The sequence below is a fragment of the Pedobacter cryoconitis genome, from assembly GCF_003259615.1.
GTDB lineage: Bacteria > Bacteroidota > Bacteroidia > Sphingobacteriales > Sphingobacteriaceae > Pedobacter > Pedobacter cryoconitis.
The window spans coordinates 43,978-67,480 of the sequence record NZ_QLLR01000022.1 but is presented as its reverse complement, the minus strand read 5'-3'; the positions used below and the strand labels follow the sequence as shown (position 1 = coordinate 67,480).

The window sequence follows — 23,503 nt, the reverse complement described above, 5'->3', positions numbered from 1 at the left end:
TTGGTTAGCTCAAGTTGTTTAAATATTTAGCCGGCTTAACGATATAATTTTCCAGCTGACCCTGATTCATTTTCATGACTTTATCAGCTACATCAAAATAATGATCATCGTGTGTAATGGCGATCACGATTTTCCCTTTTTTCTTCATTTCCGGCAGCAGCGTGCGGTAGAAGAAATAACGATAATCCGGGTCCTGATCTGCGGCCCACTCATCGAATAAATAAACAGGTGAATCTTCCAGGTAGCATTGCAGCAGCGCAAGCCTTTTACGCTGTCCACCAGAAAGTGCTATAGTACTGTACCTGTTATCGCTGATACTTACTTTATCATAAAGATCCAATAAGGTCAGGTAACGATCAATTTCATCCGACTTGACTATAGTATCAATGTTGTATAATTTTTCAAAAAGATGGACCGGACTAAATACCGCTGAAAAATATTCACCGATTACTGCAGGCAATACGACTTCATCGTTAATCATCAAAATACCTTCATCGGCCTCATACAAACCAGTAAGCATTTTTGCCAGCGTTGTTTTACCACTGCCATTACCGCCTATGATAAAGAGTATTTCACCAGATTCAGCTTCCAGGTTAACAGGGCCAACGGTAAAGGTGCCTGCTTCATTTTTATACTTGAATTTTAGCCCCTTAGCTTTAATGCTTCTTACTACCGGTACCAGCAAAGGTGTTTCTGCAAGATTGAGATTAGCGGGGATTTCCTTTGAAAATTGTGTGATCCTGTTCCATGCTATGCGCAGCTGCATTACTGCAGGTACTGAATTTAATATCCCATTTACAGGTGCTATCAGGTAAAGCAGGATGATCACAAAGTTCATAATTGTATAAGATGGTATACCAGGAAAAAGCCGTGGAAAAGCAAAGACAACCACACCAAGGGAAACAATAAGTACAGATTCTCCTACAAGGTTAACGTCTACAAAACGGATACTGGCCACCGCCACTTTTTCTTTGAATTCTATTGCACATTCGGCTACATCGTCTTTATATTGCCGTTTTTTATTCCTGTGCAGGCTGATCTCCTTAAAGCCATCTATCATACCATTGGTAAGGCGTATAAACACATTACGCGCGTCGCGTGCCTGCTCAAAATTTGAGTTCATTTTCCTGCTCACTGAATAATAGAGCAACATGATAATACTTAGCAAGATAATGGTCAGCATGGCTGACCAGAATGCAATAGTTGCCAGGTATACAAAAGCGCCTATAGCAGTAATAGAACTGGAAACCAGCGTCATAAATACATTGGTGGATTCACCGATGGTATTCAGATCGTCATTAAGAGCAGTATATACACGGCCACGGTCAATCTTTTCAAATTTCTGATAAGAAGTAGAGAACATTTTATCTATCAATTTTATACGCAGATCATTTGTTAAGTCTCTTGAAAAACGGATGAGGTTTGTTTGTACGAACCTTCTTCCAAACAAATACAGGCCTATAGTTAATAAATAATAAAAGATGAGATATTTCAGTTCCACCTTGCTATCGAGTGAAGATGTAATGATTATAATAATGGCCATATTAGCCAGACCAGATAAAATAGAGAGGAGGAAAAGCCTTGGGGCAAGGCGTTTCAGGTTGTTTTTTTCCGGAAAAAGCAAACCTACAAGATATACGATGTAACTGGCAACCATAGCAGCAATAACCAGGGCAAGCGCTACTGGCAGGCTAATTGGCGACCACACCAGCAAGGCACTCCAGTTAAAACCAGTGATGGCCTGGGGCAGCAGATAAATACCCGCCAGAAAAGGACAAAAAACCAGCAGCAGTAAAGCCAGTTGTTGCACTGTTCTTATGGAGAAGCCAGTATAAGTTCTTTTTCCTTTAATTATGGCTGTTATGATAATAAGCAGAAATGTAAACACAGCCACCAGGTAAATACTTATGGCTATGGTAAAAATGGAAAACCCTTTATCCAGCCCGTCACCAGTATCAAATTCTTTGGGCATTTCTTCCGCATTTAGCATACGCATTACCCTGTCACCTATAATAGCAGTTAAACTACTGTTGGAATTGGCCAATACGGCCACAGCTGTTTTATTGCTTTGTTTGAAAGTGATGTAAGAGGTAAAGTTTGGATTTAACCCATCGTGAAAGATCTCCCTGTTTCCGTTCAGTGACACATGCCACCCCATGGCATAGGCCGACATAGCATGTAACGGAACTGTTTCATCACGCTCGTGTGTCAGGGCTGCTGCATGATCGAGTAAAGAATTGGTAGTCAAACCCATTTGCAGCTTTACCCATTCGGCTACATCCACGGCATTTGAAATGACATAACCTGCCGCATTGTTACCACGAAATAAAGGTGAAGTATATGGTCTGGGTTTAAAGAAACCATTTTTATACCCTGTCGCTGTTATTGTTTTACCAGGCTGCAAGCCTACAGTGGTGTGTTTTAATCCCAGCGGATTAATAACCTGTTGCTGTAAATAAGTTTCAAATGATTGTTTTGTCAGTTGCTGTATGATAAGTGCGACCACATCATAGTTAATGGTAGCATATTCATATTTTTTGCCAGGCAGCTCACTAAGTTCCTGATTTTTCAGCTCCTGCACTGTTTGTTCCAGCGCATTTCTGCCGTCTGTTTGCGGGATTTTTGAAATGGTATTCCATGGAATACCACTGGTATGATGTAATAACTGCCTTACAGTTATCGTTGCTTTTTTATATTTATAGGTCACATTCCACCAAGGCAGGTAATATTGCACGCTGCTGTCAGGTTTCAGTTTCCCTTCTTCTATGAGCCTTGCAGCCGCTAACGCAGTAAAAGCCTTACTGCACGACCCCAGCTCAAATAAGGTATTGGAACTGACAGGAAGCTGCTGCTGAAGATCTGCATAGCCATAGCTTTTGATAAACTGCTTGTTTCCATTGATAACAACCAGGCTCATGCCGGGGATATTCCCCTGCTTCATCCATTGCCTCACCTTTTTATCTATTTGTTCAAAAGTAAAAGCAGGCCATGTTTTCTCTTGCGCCATCAACCAGGAATGGGCAGGCAAAAAGAAAAGGGTTAAAAACAATATATATTTTTTCATACTCGTCCGGACATTTTTCTAATGAGGTGCAACATACCGGCATAACAGCCCAATAGTGGCATAAATAAGGTGTTTTTGTTGATTGGCCACATCCCCTGTTTATACAGCGCGCGTACAAAGTAATTAGAGAAATTACCTAATATATGCAATGGGCTTTTCCAGCAAAAGGCAACGGTAAAACCAATTTCCCCGTCAACCGGAACCACTACATGATGCCAGTAAGGCGGGATATATAAGGCATCACCTTCCTCTACATCTACCATAAATGGAGCGATATTATCCTGTACCTGAAAAGGATCATCGTTTAAGTAATTTTCCTCCTGCAGATAACGGGTAATATAATCTGGTCTGGGCATATCAGGTGATAAAAGCGCTACACGTTTAGTACCATTTACCTGGCACATAAGCGTCTCATCCACACCGTGATAATGCCAGCCTGTGGCAGCTCTTCTGTAGGAGAAGAAGCGCATCCGTTCGTAATAACGCGGGTTTTCCGCCTGGGGTAAAAAAGTGAACCCTGGCATATCGGCTTTTATTTTCGAAAACCTCCCCTCTTCGGTTATTTGCTCAGAAGGCAGGCTGAATATATAATCCCTGTTTTCAAACAACCGTTCAATGGCTTTATGAAATGGCATCACTTCTTTATCTGTGTTTTGTTTTTCTTTATTGTTGAAATTCTGATGCGGATAAACATTAATATCAAAGTTGTCACATTTGCTTAACCAGTATTCTTTATCTCTCCATTTTTCCACAGCAGGCCAGTGTGCTACAGCTTTTTTTACCAGGCAGGGTTTATTGCAAGACACCCATTTTTGTGTAAACTCCTTTTCTGTAAGTGTTTCGGCATCAACTACCGGAACCGGAAGTGGCTTACCCACACCAGGTATAAAGGAAAGGAAACGATCCATTATAGGCTTCATTTCATCCACATCAGTTTTGCTTTCTAAAAAATCACGCATAATAATAGGTTTAGATAGGGTCAATTACCGGTGTTAGCCGGCCAGTTCTCCGGGTTTTACAACACCGGGATATGTTGATTCTTTGATAAGTGCAAGGGATAATATTTTCATGGCATCAATTATTGGCAATTCTTTTTCAAACGCTGCTGTATTAACCAGAGATAGTTCAGTACACCCTAATACAACAGCATCTGCGCCATTATTTTTAAAAAAATTCATCGCCTCATTCATTAGCTCAGTCACTTCATGGGTGATATGATTCGGATTGGCTTTTATCCCTGTTAAGGGATCATAAATCATCCGATGGATACAGTTATTCTGCAAATCAATGTCAGGCAGTACCACCTCATAACCACTTTCCCTGAATAGTTTTTCATATACTCCGGAGTGATAAGTTCCATTAGTTGTCATTAACCCGATACGCTTTACCTGCTGATAGTTTTTCTTCACAAAACTTAAGGTTTCGTATGGCATGTGCATCAGCCTGACTTCACTGTTCATCTTACCGAGCTCATCCAGTATTACATTATATATTTCTGGTGCATGGCAGGTATTACATGCAATCGCGATGATACCTGCACCAGCTTTTTCCAGCCTGGCAATAATATCTGCGACAGCATAAGCCGGATTGAGGGTGCAACTTCCTTCAAGAAAAGCGGTTCTATCGGTAATATGAGCGGGAAAAGACATCAGCATAAATGACAGGTGACGCTGATCTTCAACCGCAAGGGGATCTCTTAGCAAGTAATTGCAAAGTGCAATACCGGCTTCAGGTCCCATACCACCAACAATACCTATAACCTGGTCTTTTTCAAGGTTCATCCAATTTTATTTTAAAGGGTTAAAGATTATTCAGTCATGGCAACGAGTACCTTTCGATCTCCGGTGAATGGGTTTCTACCATGCGCTGCCAATTCATTGTCTATCACGAGCAGTTCATTTTTTTTCCATACAGGTGCCAGCGTAACACCGGCTATGGTTTGTAATATCTCCTGCACAGTGTCAACGCTGATTTCTTTTCCATCCCCATAGCTTACATACATAGGAAAATATTCAGGCGTACCATACATTAACTCCAGGACTTCTACCATTTCCCGGCCGAGGTGCAGCGGATGAAACTGATCTGCCTGATTAAACCATACTTTTTCTCCAGTACTCCTGTGACTTATAATACCACGGGCGGATTGTTTGAGGCGCAGACTGTCCTGATCAGTCCATTCAAAAGAAATGTTGTGTTTTTTGCAATATGTTTCCAGCTCCTGTTTATCGGTAGTTTCAAATGTATCCTGCCAAGAAGGGCCCATACCATCCCCACCATGCAGGTTTCTGATATATAGCAGTCCTCTGGCTTCAATTTCATCCACAATATCTTTATTCATGGCCTGCAGTATTTCCCGACTGTCTGCAAGCAGGGTTTCCCCACCGCTTTCAGCAGGGGTAAGACAAGTAAAAAACAATTTATTCGGCCATTTCGCAGAATAAGATAGTTCATTGTGCATGGTAATAACCTGACTTTGATCGTATTCTGTAGAAGTATAAACACTATCAGATAATTTTACGCGTGGCGAATTACCATCGACATAATTTAAAAACTTGTTTGAAATGGAATGAACAATATGTTCAAATACAGTTGGCGTATTGATTTCCACACCAGAAAATTTTACTGCGCCGCTGACCAAAAGCATGTTGTCGATAAACTGCCTGTCCGACTGGTAATAATCAATAAATCTATCCGGTGTAAGCTCATTCAGCTGTACTGTAAAAGGCAATGCCCGACCGGTTGAAGAGGTGAGTTTAGTCATACAATGATGTTTATTTTTTAGAGGATATATTTTTAATTCTGGTAAACTGTATCCAGTTTACATCGAAACCGCCCTTGGCTGCATAGAGTTGAAAGGTTTGCAGACCTGCAGGTAAATCGGCATAGGCAGTCAGCGTAGTGAATGATTCCCAGCTTTTAGTGGAAGTAATATCAAACGCTGCAATCACAGTAGCTCCTGAACGCAATTCAGCACGGCCGTTACCCGGTTCGCTCGAGACCCTTAATTGCAGCTGATACCTTCCGGCATCTGGTACACGCACTTTATAGTTCATCCAATCGCCTGTATCAATAAAGCCTAATGCCTGGCCGCCCCCGGAGTCTTTAGTTACCCGCACTTCTATTCCCTGCATCTGATTATACGCTTCAGCCTGCAACGTTAACTGTCCTGCAGCATTCACTTCAGCAAGCAATGCTGTTCTTCGCCGGGCATCGGCTATTTTTAGCCTGCACAATTCCAGTTCACGCGTTAATTCTGTTTCCCAAAGATCAAAATGCAGAGCTTTTGCTTTGACATAATATCCGTAGGCAATATCGTAAGCATAACGGTTCTTGTATAAGTTCCCTAAAAGGTAATAACCAAGTGACGATCCAGGATACAATACCAGGTTGTTTTGCAGTAATTTTCTGCTCAATGCAGTATCGGAATCCATAAATACACTTCCCAGTGCATTAAGCGTACCTTCTGTGAGTTTTTTATTCTTTTCCATAACCTTTATCGAATCCTGCATTGCATCAAGGCCACTGGTCAGATAAGTATGAAATAAACCAACCGACGCATCGGGATATTCCTCAAGACTTATTTGCTGGTAATATGCCTCAACAGGTAAACAAGCAGTCATTTTATTTAAGGCACTCACAGCCAGTTTGCCCCTGTCGCCATTGGTAAGCAGGACAAAACCGCATTTGTGCTTTAAGGAATAAAACAATTGGCCTTTAAACCCTGCATTATTACCACCGTGGCTGATAATGGTGTCGCCTTCAGCATAAAATATCTCGAAACCTGGCCCATAGTAATATGGCTTTTGATTGCCACTTGTACTAATGAGCGGCGTAAGCAAAGCTTGTTCTGTTTTTTTGGAAAGGTGCTGTCCGTCAAAAGTGGCGATGATCAGCCTGGCATAATCCTCAGCAGTAACATTGTTAGCACTGGATGGGACAGCTTCTTCATTTTTCCATTTAGGGATTTCTTTCCCAAAAATATTATGACCAGTTGCATAATTAAAAGGGCCGTCTTTGGTAAATCTTAAGTAGGAATGCTGCAGATGCAATGGCTGCAATACCAGTTCGTTTACGTATGTTTCATAAGGTTTGCCGATAATAGTTGCAATGGCTTCTGCCAGGTAATTATATCCCGTGCCTGAATACACAAAACTTTTACCGGGATCTGTCAGTATTTCCAGCGTATCCCGGTTGTTGTCTTCTTTCCAGTTTTCAATTCCGGAACAATGCGATAAAATCATCCGTGGGGTGATTAATTTATAACGGACATCATGGTCAAGGGCCGCACCTGGCTCCATATACTGATAAACCGGCTTATCAAGATCAAGTTTACCTTCTTCCACTAAGCGAAATGCAGCATATACGAGGTAACTTTTAGAGAGAGAGCATGCCTCAAAAACGGTTTCAGCATCTACCTTTTCCTGACCTTTTAACGTTTTAACTCCATAATAACCAGTAAATGCAATTTTATTATGGTCTATAATAGCCAGACTGGCACCAGGAATGTCTGTTGCTTTCAGCAATTGTTCAAATGAACTATTGAAAGTTTTGATGACTACCTTTTTACCATTTACGGTAAAAGAAGCTGATTGTGCAATCAATTTCACCGGGCATAACCATGCCAATACGCACAAGAACAAAACATATAGTTTCATAGGTTTATATTTTTATTTCGTCGTAATATTCTTCTGTATCGCTTTCTTCGCCGTAATTAAGTTCTACCCACTGTGCAATACCTGCAATAGTGCCCAACTGAAATACAATATGAATTGGTAACGTGATGTCAATTTCCCTTTTAATGGCGGCGGCCAGCCTGATCGTAGACAAGGAATGGCCGCCCAGATCGAAAAAGTTATCATTAATTCCGATCCCGGTTATATTCAGCAGTTTTTCCCATACCCGCACCAGGTTTTGCTGCAGTAAAGTATGCGGGGCTTCATAGGCTATGCGCACTACCTCACTACCATCTATTTCCGGTAATAGCTTCCTGTCTATTTTTCCGCTTGGGGTAAAAGGCACTTGTTCGAGCTTTATATAATGCGCGGGAACCATATAAGCTGGTAACTTTTTCATCAGCAGTGCTTTGAGTTCGGTTACCGGAATACTTTCCTGCGCAACATAATAAGCAACCAGATATTGCGAACCCGGTTTTCCTTTGCCTGTTACAATTGCTTGTTCAACAGCTTCATGCAGGCAAAGTGTTTGTTCTATTTCAACAGGTTCTATTCTGAATCCGCGTATTTTCACCTGACTGTCGATTCTTCCCAGAAATTCAATATTACCGTCAGGTAGCCATTTCCCTAAATCACCTGTTTTATACAAGCGGGCATTTTCCTGGTAAGGATGTTTAATGAAGCTGCCCGCTGTTGCAGCGGCATGACCAATATAGCCGTTAGCAAGCCCTGCTCCTGCCACACATATTTCTCCGGACACACCGGCCGGAAGCAAATGGCCATATGGATCTGTAATTAAAATCTGTGTGTTAGGCAGCGGTTTGCCAATAGATATTTTATTACCCCTCCCCGTTTCTTCTTCTTCAAACATATCCTCAGCAAACAGTATGTTTTCATTTACCTGCAAATCATTATCCTCTTCATAGTTCTCCCGGATAATCTGCAGCTGATTTTTAAGTACGTTAATTAAATCATCGTGCGTAGTCAGGGGGTTTGAAAGGACTACACGAAACACGACTATTTCCTCATATACGGGATGTGAAATCGTGGTTTTGGAAACAAAAGTTGCGCCTTGAAAAAACTGCTTTTCTTGTATGTTACGGTTGATGGCATTGATCTGCTGATTCTGCTCAGCGCTTGCTTTCAAAGTTCCTGTCTGATCACGGTAAGCAGCCGGGATATACCGATAATTAATAATATTAATCTGACAACTGATGAGTTCAAAAAACGGCATCCCCCGGAGCATTGCTGCAAATACTTCTGCTTTTTTAATATTGCTGTTGATCAGCATTTCATATCCCTTTCTGCCAATTATATTAAGCGACGCATGCAGACACATGGATAGCGCGGGCCTGGAGCCTTCGATAGTAAATCTTCCTGTATCAAATGAATTGGGTGCAGCCTGGTAACTGGCCGGAGTAGCAGTAAGATTAAGGCGATCAGGATCGCTGAACAAACAAACACTGATACCTTGTGGCAGATACAATTGTTTATGCCCGCAAAAAGTAATTGAATCGGCTTGTTCAATACCTTTCAATAAGCTGCGGTGTGCATCAGAAAAAATGAGCGCACCACCCCAGGCGGCATCCACATGTAAATGTATCTGATTATTTCTGGCAATGACCCCTATTTTTTCCAGAGGGTCTATGCTGCCCCGTTCTGTAGAGCCGGCGATCCCAACAACAGCCATTATCAATAATCGCTTTTGCCGGCAGGTATCTATCTTATGTTGCAGATCATCTGCGCACATCACACCATTTTCGTCATTTTCAACAAGTATGATATTACTGGTACCCAGCCCCATTATACTCATGGCTTTCCTGAACGAATAGTGCATGAGTTTAGAACCCAGTAACACCATATCGTTATAACCATGTGCCTGTAAGAGTGAATGTATACTGCTTTCTTTGAGTAATTGTTCGTCCTTTACCACAGCCAGCAGCGCCCTGTTACGTGCGCAAAGTAATGCGGCTATATTCGCCGTTGTCCCACCACTGGTAATAATACCAAGGTTGGCATTCAGCTGTTGTATATATTGGGTATAAAAAGATTCAGGATTAGCATAAAAAAGTCTGTGTAATATGCCAATGGCCTCCCTTTCCAGAAAGGTAAGAGATTTGGATGTCTCTACTTTGACCAGGTTTTGATTCAACTGAGAAACCAGTTTGCTAATATCATGTACATAATCTGGCAGTACAGAAGTCATATGTCCGATAAAAGTAGGCGACGCTGTATTAATTGTATAGGGTATAACATCTTTACGGAGCATGTTATAATATGCTGTAAGCGAAACAGGGTATTCAGCGACCTTGCTGTTGGTGAACCTTGCAGCAATTTCTCCGAGCCCGACATGCCCCGAAGTAAAATCTGTACCAGCCTGCACCGCAATATTGTCTGCAGTAGAAATATGGCGGAAATAACTTAAAACCTCTTCCACATTAAAACGATCTACCTGATGCCAGGTAACATCTGCACCAACTTCTGAAGATCCATAGATATTCACCAGAAAGGCAGTTCCGAATTCTTTGCAAAATTGTTTTGCCAACTGCAATGACAGTATCTCGCCACTACAAAAGAAATATTTTAATGCGCTTAGGTGAAGGTTACGGTATTTTTTTATTTGCAAGAGTGATTGAAGCAGAGAAGGAACCAGTGTAATTCTGCTGATATTATGACTGATTACTTCGTTCATCAGCATTTCTGGATTACTACTGATATTATCAGGTAGTAATACAAGCGGAACCCCCTGAAGCAGAGGACTGAACAGCTCAGCAACATGGTCTACAAAACCAAGGTTCGTTTTAAAACAACAAACCTCCCCTTTTTCATAAGGATATTGTTGCCAGCCCCAGTTTAACCGGTTAATCAGCCCGCGTTCACTGCCAGCTACACCTTTTGGAGTACCCGTAGAACCTGAAGAATAAATGAGGTAAAGCGTATCTGGTGGTGCCATTAAGGCAGCAGTATAATCCAAACCATCTGCTGCAGCATCAATCACCTCTCCTTCCGCCAGATCAATCAGCATGGTTTTTCCGGGCCATTGCAGTTGTCTGTCTGCCATTATCGCTGATGTAGTTAACAGTACCGCTGCACCACTGTCATTGAGCATAAAACTGAGCCGGTCATCAGGGTAACTCACATCCATTGCAAGGTAAGCACATCCATATTTTAAGGTGGCCAATATTGCGGCAACACCATTTACAGAACGATCCAGTAATATGGCCGATACCGTCCCTTCAGGAACCTTATTTTGCCGTATTTTTTCGGTCAGCGCACTGGCTTTGGCTTCTAGTTCTTCGTAGCTGATATTTTGCCCTTCAAAATGAATTGCAGTTTGTCTGGGCGTTGCTTTTACCTGTTGTGCAAACAGTTCACTGATACGTTCATTACCTGTGCGTTCAAAAGCAGTATTGTTAAATCCGTATAACAACTGGTTTTTTTCCTCCAGATCAATAATTCCGATCTCAGCAATGGGTAAATCTATATTATTTATAACGGCTGTAAATATTTTTTTAAGATACCCGGCAAAACGTTCTATTGTTTCTTTTTTAAACAAACACGTCAAGTATTCAAAACGCATCAGCAATTGATCTTCAGTTTCTATGGCTAGTAAAGTGAGGTCGAATTTAGCCACCGTATGGCCGCTGCTGAGTGATTGAAATGGCGACTGTGAATTATCAGCTTTAGAATGGCTTGCGTTCTCATAAACAAAGAACAAGTCAAACAGAGGGTTACGGACCGGATCACGTTTTATTTTTAATTCACTGATCAGTTCTTCAAACTGGTAATCCTGGTGGTCAAAACAAGCCAGGGTATTGAGTTTAACCTTTGTCAAAAACTCTTTAAAACTGAGGCCTCCTTCTGGTTTGTTCCGGATGGCAAGTGTATTAACAAACATCCCGATAACCTGTTCAAGATCGGCATGATTCCTACCCGTTACAGGTGTTCCGATCACGATGTCCTCGTGGTTACATAATTTGGCCAGCAGTATATTATATACAGCTAACACTGCCATAAACAGGGTAACACCCATAGTTTCAGCTCTATTTTTTAATGCAGCAGTTTCTACCGGTCCCAGATTAAAAGACAGGTGTGCTCCTTCATGTAAGGGTTCAAGAGGCCGCTGAAAATCAGCTGGCAGCTGAAGTACAGCAACTTCTTCTTTAAATTGCTGAAGCCAGAAATCCTTTTGTGCGGCTATTATTTCCTGCTGCGCTTTGCTCTGCTGCCAGACGGCATAATCCTTGTATTGCAACTTTAATTCAGGAAGCCATTTTTCCTGGTAAAATGCCCTGAAATCATTCATCAGAATATCTCCTGAAATACCGTCAGTAATAATGTGGTGCATATCCGCAAGAAGCACTGAAGCTGCTAAAGGGCTACCATCCTCATTGATCAATTCAATGATTCCAATCCGGAACAAAGGTGCCTGGGCAAGGTCGAAAGGCCTTACAAATTTGCTGATAATGCCAGCCGTTTCTTTCTCAGTTGCTATAAAATGTTCAATCTCAAAATCTATTCCCTGGGCAATACACTGAGCAGGCTCTTCATCCATCATTACAAAGGAAGTGCGCAGACTTTCATGCCGGGCAATAAGTTTATTAAAGACATAACCCACCTTTTGGCTATTTAGATTTTCGTCGATTCTTATTGCCTGCGGCATATTATAAGCGAGGGATGCCGGGTCAAGTACCTTTAAAAAATAAAGCCGCTGCTGTGCAGAAGACAATACATAGGCCTGCTGAACAGGTGCAGCCGGAATTTTACTGTACGCAGCTTCACCCCTGGCCTTTTGAATAAATGCAATCAGCGCCTCTTTATTCAGTTTTACTTCCTGAATAATTTCATCCGCCTGCAAACCTTCCGGCACCTGCAGTTTTAACTGATTGCCTACCACATCCACATCTATATGGTGTCGTCTTAGCTTATGTATAAGTGCTTCCATTAGATTAAAAATTCTGATTTAGTCGATACTGTATTATCATTGGCTTCTTTTTTCAACCACAGATGTGCATCGATATAGTCCGCCATACTTCTGATTGTTGGTTTCATAAAAAAGTCTTTTAATGAAAGCTGAATATTAAACTGTTTATATACACTATTAATTAAAGTAATGGCATTGAGTGAATGACCACCCATAGAAAAGAAGCTCGCTTCTGCACCGACCTGATTATAATCAAACTTCAGCACGTCGGCCCACATCACTGCAAGGAGTTGTTCTGTTTCACCATCAGGCGCTATAAAATCTGCTTGCTGCATTTCTGGCACAGGCAACGCCCTTTTATCAATTTTACCATTCAGCGTTACAGGAAACTGCTGAAGATGTATAAAATACGCAGGTATCATATATTGAGGCAACTTGTCAGAAAGGTGCTGTTCAAGTATTGCAGTATTTACCGCCTGTTCAGCTACATAATAAGCAACTAAGTATTTATTATTTGCCCAGTCTCTTGCAAACACTTTTACTTCGCGAATGGGCTCATAAGTAAGAAGTACACTTTCAATTTCGCCCGGTTCAATTCTGAAACCGCGGATTTTAACCTGATCGTCACTTCTGCCCAAACAAATAATGTTCTGATCTTCGAGATAATATCCTATATCCCCTGTTTTATATAGTATAGCAAATGAAGGATCATTTATTTCTGACGCAAAAGGATTCGGCACAAATACTTCGTCTGTTTTTTCAGCATCTTTCCAATATCCCTTGCCTACACCCCATCCAGCAACGCATATTTCGCCTTTAACACCCGGCGGGCAAAGTTTCAGGTTGTTATCCAGTACGTAGACGTGCATATTTTGCACAGGTTTACCAATCGGTATAAAGAGCTGTCCTTCAGCCGGCGGTGGTACTACGTAAGTAGTGACATCATCCGAAGCTTCTGCGGGACCATAGGCATTGAGCAGAGAAATATCAGGGTATTTGGCTTGCCATTTTTTTACAAGTGTTACACTCAGGGCCTCGCCAGTAGGAATCATCCATCTTAACTGAGGCAGAGCCGCTGTCTGCAGCTGTGTTACTTCATCCAGGAACACAGATAGCAGGGACGGTACGGTTTGAAATATAGTAATCCCTTCCTGCTGCAGTAACTGTAGTAACTGCTGTGGGGATTGTAATTTCTCTTTGTCTATCACCAGCGTTTTTCCACCAATAATAAGCGCATTGAGTAATTGCCAGATAGAGATGTCGAAACAGGCAGAAGCGGTTTGTGCAATGACATCGTTACTGGTAATACTCAATATATCAATCATGGCCCAAAGATGATTCATCATCCCCTGCTGGCTGACCATTGCGCCTTTAGGTTTTCCTGTGGTGCCGGATGTATAAATAATATAAGCCAGGTCATTCCTATTTTGTATAACCGGGCTAAAGTCAGCCACAGGAATATTGTCCCAGTCCTCTGCACAACAAATTACATCTGCCAGGATTGCCGTCTTTTCTGCCTCATTAATTATTGCAAGGGCTTTACGTGTGGTAATCAGCACAACAGGCTCACTGCTCAACAGCATTTCCAATATGCGCTGCACCGGGAAATCGACATCAACAGGTACATAAGTAGCACCTGCATAAAAAACTCCGGTTGCAGCAATAATCAGATTTAACCCTCGTGGCAACAGTACAGCTACATTTTTATTGGCAGCTGCACCATTGGCAGCAAGAAAAGAAGCTATTTTTTGCGCTTGTGCATCCAGCTCACGATAAGTAAGTCTGTCGACATTATGCTGGGCAGCAATACAATGTGGATTTTCCTTTACCTGTGCAGCAAAAGCCGCTGCAAAATTTACAGGGCCCTGCTCATGTTTTGAATGCGTAATAGCCTTTAATAGTAATTGCCTGTCCAGGCTACTGACCATTTCGATTGAAGCAATTTTTATATCAGCATTTTCATTAACAGCACTTATAATTTTTTTGAAATAACCTGCCAGTCTTTCCACTGTTTCTCTTTTAAACAATGCTTTGGAATAGACCAGTCTAAAGAAAAGCTGTGTATTGCTTTCACTAACCGTAAGGTTCAGTTTTTCATGCGCTACAACATTCTGCTCCTTATAAGCGCTTACTTTTAAACCAGGTATAACTAACTCCGATCTTTCAAAATTTTGATATAAGTACATCACATCAAACCAGGGGTTCCGGCTGCTGTCACGTTCCAGGTTCAGCTCCCGGGCCAGTTCTTCATACTGATAACTTTGATTGTCAAATGTGTCCAGAAACGTATCCTTTAAATCCCTTAGATACTCCCTGAAACTGAGTTCATCCGAAGGATGTGCGCGCAATGGAAGCACGAGTGAAAACATGCCAATCATTTGCTCCAGCTCAAGCTGCTCTCTGCCCGCCACTGCCATACCTACAGTAATATCGTTCTGATTAGACATTTTACTGAGTAAAATGGTAAGTACACTCAATATAACCATTGAAATTGTAGCTACTTCCTGGTCAGCGAGCGCACGCAAATCTGAAGTTTCTGCAGCACTTAATTCAAACCCGACCCAATCACCTTCTGTGGAGGATGGCTTTGCAAAATCTACTGGTATATCAAGTGGTGTAAGGGGTTCAGAAAATTCTTTTATCCAGAAATCCTTCTGTCCGGCAATTTTATCCTGATAACTTTTATCCTGCTGCCAGACCGAAAAATCTTTATAATCAAATGTAAGCGGCAATAATTCAACCTCGTCATATAAGGCCATAAAATCATTGATCAATAAGCCCACTGAAGTTCCATCGGCAATAATATGGTGCATATCTACTATCAGATAATGCACCTCAGGGGAGAGCGCAATTAAACCAACCCTGAGCAAGGGTGCCTGGCTAAGATCGAAAGGACGGATAAATTGTTCTAAAATCTGCTGTACGTGCTCCTCAATAGTATCAAAATAACTAATATCTAATATAAAATCCTGCAAAACACGCTGCATTGGCTTTCCATTGATGATCTCAAAAAGAGTCCGTAAGCTTTCATGCCGTTGAATAAGCAGGTTAAATACTTGCTCCACTTTCTGTTTATCCAGCACACCTTCCAGTTTGACTACCACTGGCAAATTAAAGGTGAGTGACTGGTGGTCGAGCTCATAAAAATAATACAACCGCATTTGTGCAGTAGACAATTCATACCAATCCCTGACCGGTGCCTTTTGCAAAGGCATGTAACTGGTAGTCTTACCAGCGGTTTGAAGTACCCTGGCTAAATTGCGAATAGTTTTATGTTCGAATACTTTTTTTATGGACAGTTCAATCCCCAGCTCCCCTTGTATCCGGTTTACCAGTGTCATCGCCCGCAGCGAATGACCGCCCAGATCAAAAAAACTGTCATTTACACTGATTGTTTCTTTTTTAGTTTTTAGTATGGCAGACCAGATCTCCACTAGTTTTTCTTCCAGTTCGCCAGAAGCAGGCTCGTATTCTTCTCCTGTATTTATTTGCGGGGCAGGCAATGCGTTCCTGTCTGTTTTTCCACTTAATGTTAGCGGAAATGCAGCTAACCCTATAAAAGAGGAAGGAAGCATGTAATCTGGCAAACGTGCCAGCAGGTACGTTTTCAGGGTCTGTATTTTTATCGGATTTTCAGCTTTATAATAAGCAGCCAGATAACGGTCATTGCCCTCACCTACTGTAACTACCACAGCTTCAGTGATGGTATCATGGCTTACCAGCGCCTGTTCAATTTCACCTAGCCTGATGCGCATACCCCGTAGTTTTACCTGGTGATCAATCCGGCCCAGATATTCAATGGTGCCATCAGGCAACCATCTGCCCAGGTCGCCAGAGCGGAAAACAGGTACGTGGGGAAAACAACTGATACTGGCAAACTTAGCTGCCGTCAGCTCTACCTCATTATTATAGCCTGATACGACTGCATCACCTGCTATAACAATTTCACCCGGCACCCCTACAGGCTGCAACTGATCATTTTTATTGACAATAACAATTTTTGTATTAAAAACCGGTTTACCAATAGGTATACGTTTGTTCCTCCTTACCGTTCCTTCTGAAAGGTCCGGTATTGTTTCATAGCAGGTGACATCTGCACTTACTTCAGTAGAACCGTAAATATTCAATAATTTTACACCGGCAAATACCGCATGAAATTCTGTTACCAGCTGAAAAGAAAGCTCTTCACCACTGCAGGTTACGCAGTTCAGTGCGGGCAATTCAATCTGCTTTTCCTTTTTTTCAGCTATCATCGCCTGTAACAGAGACGGCACAAGCGTTAAGCGGGTAATGCTTGCTTCTTTCAGGCAAAGAGTAAACCGGTATATATCTGCCATATCAGCCTCGCTGATCATTACAAGAGGCATACCTTTAAGCAGTGGCGAAAAAATTTCAGCCACATGATCTACAAAACTGATATTTGTTTTCTGGCAGCATACTTCATTTGCCTCAAAAGGATAACTCACCCATCCCCACTGTAAACGATTAAGCAAGCCTTTCTGCAGCCCGGTTACCCCCTTAGGCTCACCAGTTGAACCGGACGTATAAATTACATATACACCAGCATTGTAGCTGCGTTCAGGATTTACAATAGCACAGCTGTTTATTTCTGCCTTATCACGATCAATTAATACGGTATTGACAGGGTAGCTGATTTCGGGATTACTGAACAGTTCCTGCAGAGTAAGCAGGCTGCCTGCACCGCTATTTGCCAGCATATAGTTTATTCTTTCTGCCGGATATGCAGGGTTAACAGGCATATAAATCCCTCCCGCTTTGAGGATTGCCAGTATGCTGATTAAAAATTCAGCCGACCTGTCCAGCATCACAGCGACAGGCTTTTGCAGATCTATTTTTTTAGCTAATAAAAATAAACTTAACCTGTTGGCTGCCCTGTTGAGTGAATCATAACTGTATTGCTTGTTACGCTCAATAAGAGCGATACTGCTGCCATATTGTTCCACACAATTTTCGAAAATATCTGCGATACTTTCTTCTGCAGGATAGCGATATGAAGTATTGTTAAATACCTGCAGTATTTTATGCTGTTCTGCTTTGGATACCAATTCAATGGCTTCTATGCTAGTATCCTTTTGATCGATCAGCTGATCAAGCAAGTTAAAATACAATTCAGGTAGTAACGTGATAAAAGCAGGATCATAGGTATGAGTGTTATAGCGGATAGTTAAAGAAAGTGCCGCTCCTGCTGTGCTAAAAGAAAATATTAAGTCAGGTTGAAGCGCATCTAATACCTGAGGCTCATGGATTTCTTCGAGCAGCAGGCCTGTTATAGGCAAACTCGCTTCAGATTCATTTACTGTTGCCAGCATTCGGTTCAACGGATAATTACCATGATTAAAATCATAGGACAAGTTATTTTTCAAATCTTCCAGCTGTTTCCGGAATGTATCTCCAGGTTCAGTTTTCATCCGAACCGGAACAATTCCCCCATCTGTATCAACATCCTTTGCACCCGATGGCAGCGCAGTAAAAATACAGGCCTCATCAATTACGGCATAACGTTGTGCGAGTATGCCAAGTGTCGCCAGTAATACCAGGTATTTAGCTTTGGGCGAAGCAGCCAGCTGTTCAATTTTCCGGGTAACATCTTCTGCTGCAACTACCTTATAACTAACATACTGCTCTTTTCCGGATACATTTCCCTCAGTTGTATTACTTGTAAAATATGGCCTGAACGAGAGCCCCTCCAAACGTTGTTTCCAGTAATTCCGGGCAACAAAATTCCCATTGGCCTTCAGTCCTTTTATATCCAGTGTTGACTTGGTTAGCATAATACTGTGATTCTAATTGTTAAAAATTGAAAGAAATATCTTCATCCATCATATGCGCAGATTTTTCCGCACTACCGAATATTTCTGAAATACCAGCCTCAGGTTTCTGTGCAACTTTCTCTACCAGGGTAATGAATTGTGTGATCAGCAGGTCAATATCTCCTGCAGAAAAATAGCCAGCAAGGTATTCCAGCTTAAACCCAAATGAATGACCGTTATCTACTGCAATCAAAGTCAAAGGATATTTTGCTGCACTGTTTTCTTGTGGCAGGCGTGTAAATAGCGCATCACCTTCGCCGCGAATGCCATCTTCAACGTCCTGGTAAACAAACATGACATCAAACAAACTCTCTACCGGCACTTTCTTTTCAGCATTTAACTCTGACATGATATTCGTCAAATCATACCATTGTTTACTATTGGCCTGTATCAGCAGTTTATTAATTTCTATTAACATTTCCTTGAAAGTGAGGTCTACATTAAGCTTATAGCGTATAGGCAGTGTTTTAACAAACATCCCCACTACATCTTCCAGCTCATGCTGCATTCTTCCGGAAGAAGCAGTGCCGATCACAATATCATCCTGACCTGTAATCTGCCACATAAACAGATAATTCAGTGCAAACAAACCCGCAAATACTGTAATTTCTTCACTGCTCAGACAAGCGAGCAACAACTGTAATTTCTCCTTTTCTATTTCAAAAGGTACGGTAGCGCCATGGTCTGCTATACTATCAATATCAATTTTTGTTGTTGGAAGTTCAAGTACAGGAAGCGTTCCGTCAAAATTCCCAAGCCAAAACTCCCGGAGTGACAGAAACTCATCTGTTTGCCTGAATCCATATTCCCATTCTGCGTAATCTTTGTATTGTCTGTTGAGCGGTTTTAACTCTTCGCCATTGTAAAGTGATAACAGCTCTGCAAACAGTCTGCCTTGTGAAATACCATCACAAATAATATGATGGGTATTGATAACCAATATACTTTTCCCTGTGGCTTCACTGATAATTCCGCACCTGATTAATGGTGCCTGATCCAGGTTAAACGGACGGTTAAAATCTGCAATGGTTTTATAAAGATCATTGCTGCCGTTAAGGATTGATTCCATACTAAAATCAACATTTTCTTTAACCACCTGCAGCAATTCACCATCTTCGAGCTTAAATTCTGTACGAAGAGCTTCGTGTCTGTCAATCAACTGACGGAAGGCACCCTCAAGTTTTACCTGATCTATCTCCCCTTTTATCTCCAGGGCCATAGGCAGATTATAAGCTACACTGTCTTTATTCAGCTGCTGGTTATAATACATTCTTTCCTGTGCCTGTGACACCTGATAGAACGGTTTTACAGGTACTTTAGCAATAACATACAACTTGTCTTTACTTGACCTGCCGATAAAGGCAGCTTGTTTTTGAATGGTGAGATTTTTAAAAAGGTCACCTAAAGTAATCCTCACATTATATTGCTTATATATTCTGCCAATAAGTTTCATCATACTTAAGGAGTTACCGCCAATTTTATGAAAGCTGTCATCAGCAGAAATGGGTTTATCACCAAGAATTTCTTTCCATATTTCCAGTAGTCCGGCTTCTATGGTATTGGCAGGTGCCACTATCTCCCGGGGCCCTGTTTCCTTTTCCAGCAGTTTATAGTCAATTTTTCCGCTGGCCAGCAATGGTAAAGCAGCAAGACTTATTATATTGGCCGGTATCATATAAGAAGGCAGATACTCCTTCAGGTGAGTTTGGACTACAGTTTCCAGATCTGATGTTGGGTCAGCCGCATCAGCTTTTACCACAAAAGCTGCAAGTGATTCATTACCTTTTTCATCTTCCCGTTTTACAACTATACCATTTTTGAGCAAGGGCAATTTTGCCAGCACGTATTCGATCTCATCCAGTTCAATACGTACACCGCGTATCTTTACCATCCGGTCTTCACGTCCCATGAGTTCAATTACACCGTTCACTAACACACGGGCTTTATCACCTGTTTTAAAAGACATCCTGCTGCCATCGCTTGTTTCGATATGGGCAAACTTCTGCTGCGTAAGTGGGGCATCGTTTAAATAGCCTTTGGTAAAGTAGTCTGACAGGATGTATAAATCACCCTGGACCAGTGTATTACAAGGTTTCAGATCTTGTCCAAGAACGAGCAGTTCAGTATCTGCAATCGGAAAACCAATAGGTATTCTGGCTGCTGCTGCATCTTCGGGCTGTATCAGATAGCAGGAACGGATTAAAGTCGTTTCAGTTGCACCATACAGATTTACTAATTGTATGCGGCTCCCAAAAATAGCGAACCAATTGCTTAATTCTGCAGGAGCTATTTTTTCACCAGACAACAATACATATTTCAATGCTGGAAAATGTGTAGCCGTAAGCAGTATATTATTGTTAAAAACACGGAACACACTAGGTACGCAATGAATCAAAGTAATAGCCTGTTCATGTATCCATGGGACCAATTTTTCAGGCGTAAAAAAGTCTTCTTCTGATGGAGGGATGCAAAGAGTGCCACCAGCAAATAGCGGAATAAATACATCCCGTAAAAACGCATCAAAATATGGGCTGATAAACTGGCTTACCCTCATTGCCTGGTTGATCGCAAATGCCTCCAATTCCCATTTTAAGAAATGCAGCAAACTCCCATTCCTGCCAATAATCCCTTTGGGCGTACCGGTAGAACCAGAAGTAAAATAAATATACAGGCTGTCATCTTCTTCGTATACAGGCTGCTGCAAAACAACATTGTCAGCAATAGTGTGTTTTTGTACCTGCTGCCATGAAATTACTTCAGCACAAAGCGATGCTGCCCCCTCAGGCAGCGCAGTTGTATTATTTGTAATTAAACAATAAAGATTCAGTTCCTTTAACAACAGACCAAGCCTTTGTTCAGGCCAGGTATCATCCAGCATCACAAATACGCAGCCGGCATTAATTACACCAATCATTGCAGCAATTACATCAGGCCGCTGTAATCCGGTAATACCTATAACAGCTTCTTTTGGTGTACCCCGGTGCAGTAAATAATTAGTAACCGCAGCCGCCCGCAATTGCAAGACAGCATATGTTATTTTTTGATCGCCATATTCAATGGCTACACGATCGCTGTTTGCCTGTATCGATTTGTTGAGTTCTGATTGAAATGTCATAGGTCAATTTTTGAAACTTCGCTTAATAAATAATGATTAATTGAAAAAATGGTCGAGAAAAATACCGAACGTAAGTACTACGATTAAAAGGTCACTCTCGTAAGGTTCATTAATACTGAATCCATCCTGCATATATAATTTTTTTAGCCGCTCTACTTCATCGGGATCAAAATATCCCTGCTTCTGTATGGTATTATAAGAAAGCAAATGCTCGACATAGTCAATATTTTTTTGAAGTAAGAAGGGACTGCCGGGTGCTATAAAATGAAATTTCTCCCTTTCACATACCTCCTGCGGCACAAAACGGCTGGCCATTTGTTTTAGAATATATTTTTCAGTAAAATCATTCAGCTTAAGAGACGAAGGAATACGTGTAGAAAATTCTATAAGATCTTTGTCAAGAAAAGGATAACGTACTTCTACTGAATTAGCCAGGGCCATTCGGTCACCGTGGTCAGATACCAGGTGATCTACGAGCCTGATTTTGTAATCTATATAGGCTCTTTTATTCAGCACATCCAGTTTTTGGACACGATTTTTGTTGATCGGCTGATGATACAGACAATTAATGGAGTCAAAATCTTCCCTCATTTCTTTGCTATACAGGCGTTTCTTGATCACATCAAATTCCAGGAAATTCTTTTCGTAGAAAAAATCCTTATCCCCCCAAACCAGTTCCCGAAGATCTTTCTCCGCTATGCTGGCCGGATTATCAATAAAGCTGGCAGCACGCATTTTATCAAACCGATAACCCACGTACCCTGCAAAAAATTCATCGGCTCCTTCGCCGGATAAAATTACTTTTATGCCTTTGGCCCTGACTGATTCTGACAAGGAAAGTGAAGCCGTATTATAGGTCTCTTTGATTGGGCATTCGCTATGATAAACTGACAACTGTAACCTTTTAACAATGTCATCAGCAAAAAATGTTTTTTGGTTAAGACGTGCATTACTTTCCCTGGCAATCAACTTTTGGTATTGTGATTCTGAGTGTTGCGAGTCAATGAAATCAATGGAAAAAGCGTCTTTCACAATACCTGGTGCCAGCTGCTTCATTTTCATAGCAATCATTGAGGAATCAAGACCACCACTTAAGTACAAACCTGAAGGAACATCCGCTCTTAAACGCAGTTGAATCGCTTTATCAAATAACTCCTCCAGCTGGTCTATATACCATTTTTCAGGCTTACCGTTCATGAGAACCTCTCCTTCTGGAAAAACAAGGTCCCAGTATTCTTCCTTTATCACCTTGCCTGTTTCCTCAACACGCAGGAAACAGCCGTTCTCAAGACTGTTAATATTTTTAAACATGGTGCGCGGACTTATTAAACCGGCAAACGTAAATATCTGGTCAAGAGCAATCCTATCCACTTCACGGACAACCAATGGATGTTCAAGAATAGCTTTGATTTCAGAACCAAAAATAAATGTGTTATCTGCTACTGTATAGAAAAACGGAATAATTCCCATCTGGTCACGTGCACAGAACATCGTTTTTTTCCGCTTGTCATAAAGTGCAAAAGCAAACTGACCATTCAGTTGATTTAGAAAATCCATGCCATGCTCTTCGTATAAATGGAGAATTACTTCTACATCCGAATGTGTGCGGAATATATGTCCGCCAGCACGAAGCTGATCCCTGAGTTCTACATAATTGAAAATTTCACCGTTACAGATCAGTACAAGAGACTCATCCTCATTATACATTGGCTGCATGCCATTTTCAAGTCCGATAATGCTCAACCTGCTGAAGCCCAATGCCACATTATCAAAAAGCAGGACATCCTGAGCATCCGGGCCCCGGTGAAACAGCTTACTGTTCATCCTTTTAACAATAATGGCATCCTCTTCATCTGCTGTTCGATGATGTTTTACAAAGCCGCAAATTCCACACAT

Annotated in this window: 9 protein-coding genes; all 9 read right to left on the bottom strand. The window is 41.5% G+C overall.

The genetic code is table 11. The features are described 5' to 3' along the window. Positions 1-4 precede the first annotated feature (4 nt). Genes LY11_RS18475 through asnB form a run of 9 tightly spaced genes read right to left on the bottom strand, consistent with a single transcriptional unit; the run spans position 5 to position 23,503 of the window. Positions 5-3,064, bottom strand: coding sequence for a cyclic peptide export ABC transporter (locus LY11_RS18475; protein WP_111635125.1), 3,060 nt, complete (start codon positions 3,062-3,064; stop codon positions 5-7). Next, positions 3,061-4,023: a cupin-like domain-containing protein gene (locus LY11_RS18470; RefSeq protein WP_111635124.1), complete on the bottom strand. Its 963-nt coding sequence runs from the start codon at positions 4,021-4,023 to the stop codon at positions 3,061-3,063. Before LY11_RS18470 ends, LY11_RS18475 begins: the two co-directional genes overlap by 4 nt. Before the next feature lie 33 nt (positions 4,024-4,056). Next, the gene (locus LY11_RS18465) at positions 4,057-4,845 is read right to left on the bottom strand and encodes an aspartate/glutamate racemase family protein (protein ID WP_111635123.1); all 789 of its coding nucleotides are present in this window, start codon (positions 4,843-4,845) and stop codon (positions 4,057-4,059) included. Positions 4,846-4,871: 26 nt separating this feature from the next. After that, entirely contained in the window at positions 4,872-5,825 is a 954-nt protein-coding gene (locus LY11_RS18460; RefSeq protein WP_111635122.1) for a TauD/TfdA family dioxygenase, read from the bottom strand. 10 nt (positions 5,826-5,835) lie between these two features. After that, entirely contained in the window at positions 5,836-7,719 is a 1,884-nt protein-coding gene (locus LY11_RS18455; protein ID WP_111635121.1) for a serine hydrolase, read from the bottom strand. A 4-nt stretch (positions 7,720-7,723) separates the two neighbouring features. Next, entirely contained in the window at positions 7,724-12,682 is a 4,959-nt protein-coding gene (locus LY11_RS18450; RefSeq protein WP_111635120.1) for an aminotransferase class V-fold PLP-dependent enzyme, read from the bottom strand. Beyond that, a complete protein-coding gene (locus LY11_RS18445) occupies positions 12,682-18,453 on the bottom strand; it encodes a non-ribosomal peptide synthetase (RefSeq protein WP_111635119.1) in 5,772 nt (1,923 codons plus the stop codon). Before LY11_RS18445 ends, LY11_RS18450 begins: the two co-directional genes overlap by 1 nt. A gap of 19 nt (positions 18,454-18,472) precedes the next feature. Next, positions 18,473-21,607, bottom strand: a complete 3,135-nt coding sequence (locus tag LY11_RS18440) for a condensation domain-containing protein (RefSeq protein ID WP_111635118.1) — start codon at positions 21,605-21,607, stop codon at positions 18,473-18,475. Positions 21,608-21,643: 36 nt separating this feature from the next. Next, on the bottom strand, positions 21,644-23,503 hold the full coding sequence (gene asnB / locus LY11_RS18435) for an asparagine synthase (glutamine-hydrolyzing) (protein ID WP_111635117.1): 1,860 nt from the start codon (positions 23,501-23,503) through the stop codon (positions 21,644-21,646).

Bases quoted from the DNA above. Each gene is read 5' to 3' on its own strand.
- LY11_RS18460 (WP_111635122.1), bottom strand. From the start codon at position 5,825: ATGACTAAACTCACCTCTTCAACCGGTCGGGCATTGCCTTTTACAGTA.
- asnB (WP_111635117.1), bottom strand. From the start codon at position 23,503: ATGTGTGGAATTTGCGGCTTTGTAAAACATCATCGAACAGCAGATGAA.
- LY11_RS18465 (WP_111635123.1), bottom strand. From the start codon at position 4,845: ATGAACCTTGAAAAAGACCAGGTTATAGGTATTGTTGGTGGTATGGGA.
- LY11_RS18440 (WP_111635118.1), bottom strand. From the start codon at position 21,607: ATGACATTTCAATCAGAACTCAACAAATCGATACAGGCAAACAGCGAT.
- LY11_RS18455 (WP_111635121.1), bottom strand. From the start codon at position 7,719: ATGAAACTATATGTTTTGTTCTTGTGCGTATTGGCATGGTTATGCCCG.
- LY11_RS18445 (WP_111635119.1), bottom strand. From the start codon at position 18,453: ATGCTAACCAAGTCAACACTGGATATAAAAGGACTGAAGGCCAATGGG.
- LY11_RS18470 (WP_111635124.1), bottom strand. From the start codon at position 4,023: ATGCGTGATTTTTTAGAAAGCAAAACTGATGTGGATGAAATGAAGCCT.
- LY11_RS18450 (WP_111635120.1), bottom strand. From the start codon at position 12,682: ATGGAAGCACTTATACATAAGCTAAGACGACACCATATAGATGTGGAT.
- LY11_RS18475 (WP_111635125.1), bottom strand. From the start codon at position 3,064: ATGAAAAAATATATATTGTTTTTAACCCTTTTCTTTTTGCCTGCCCAT.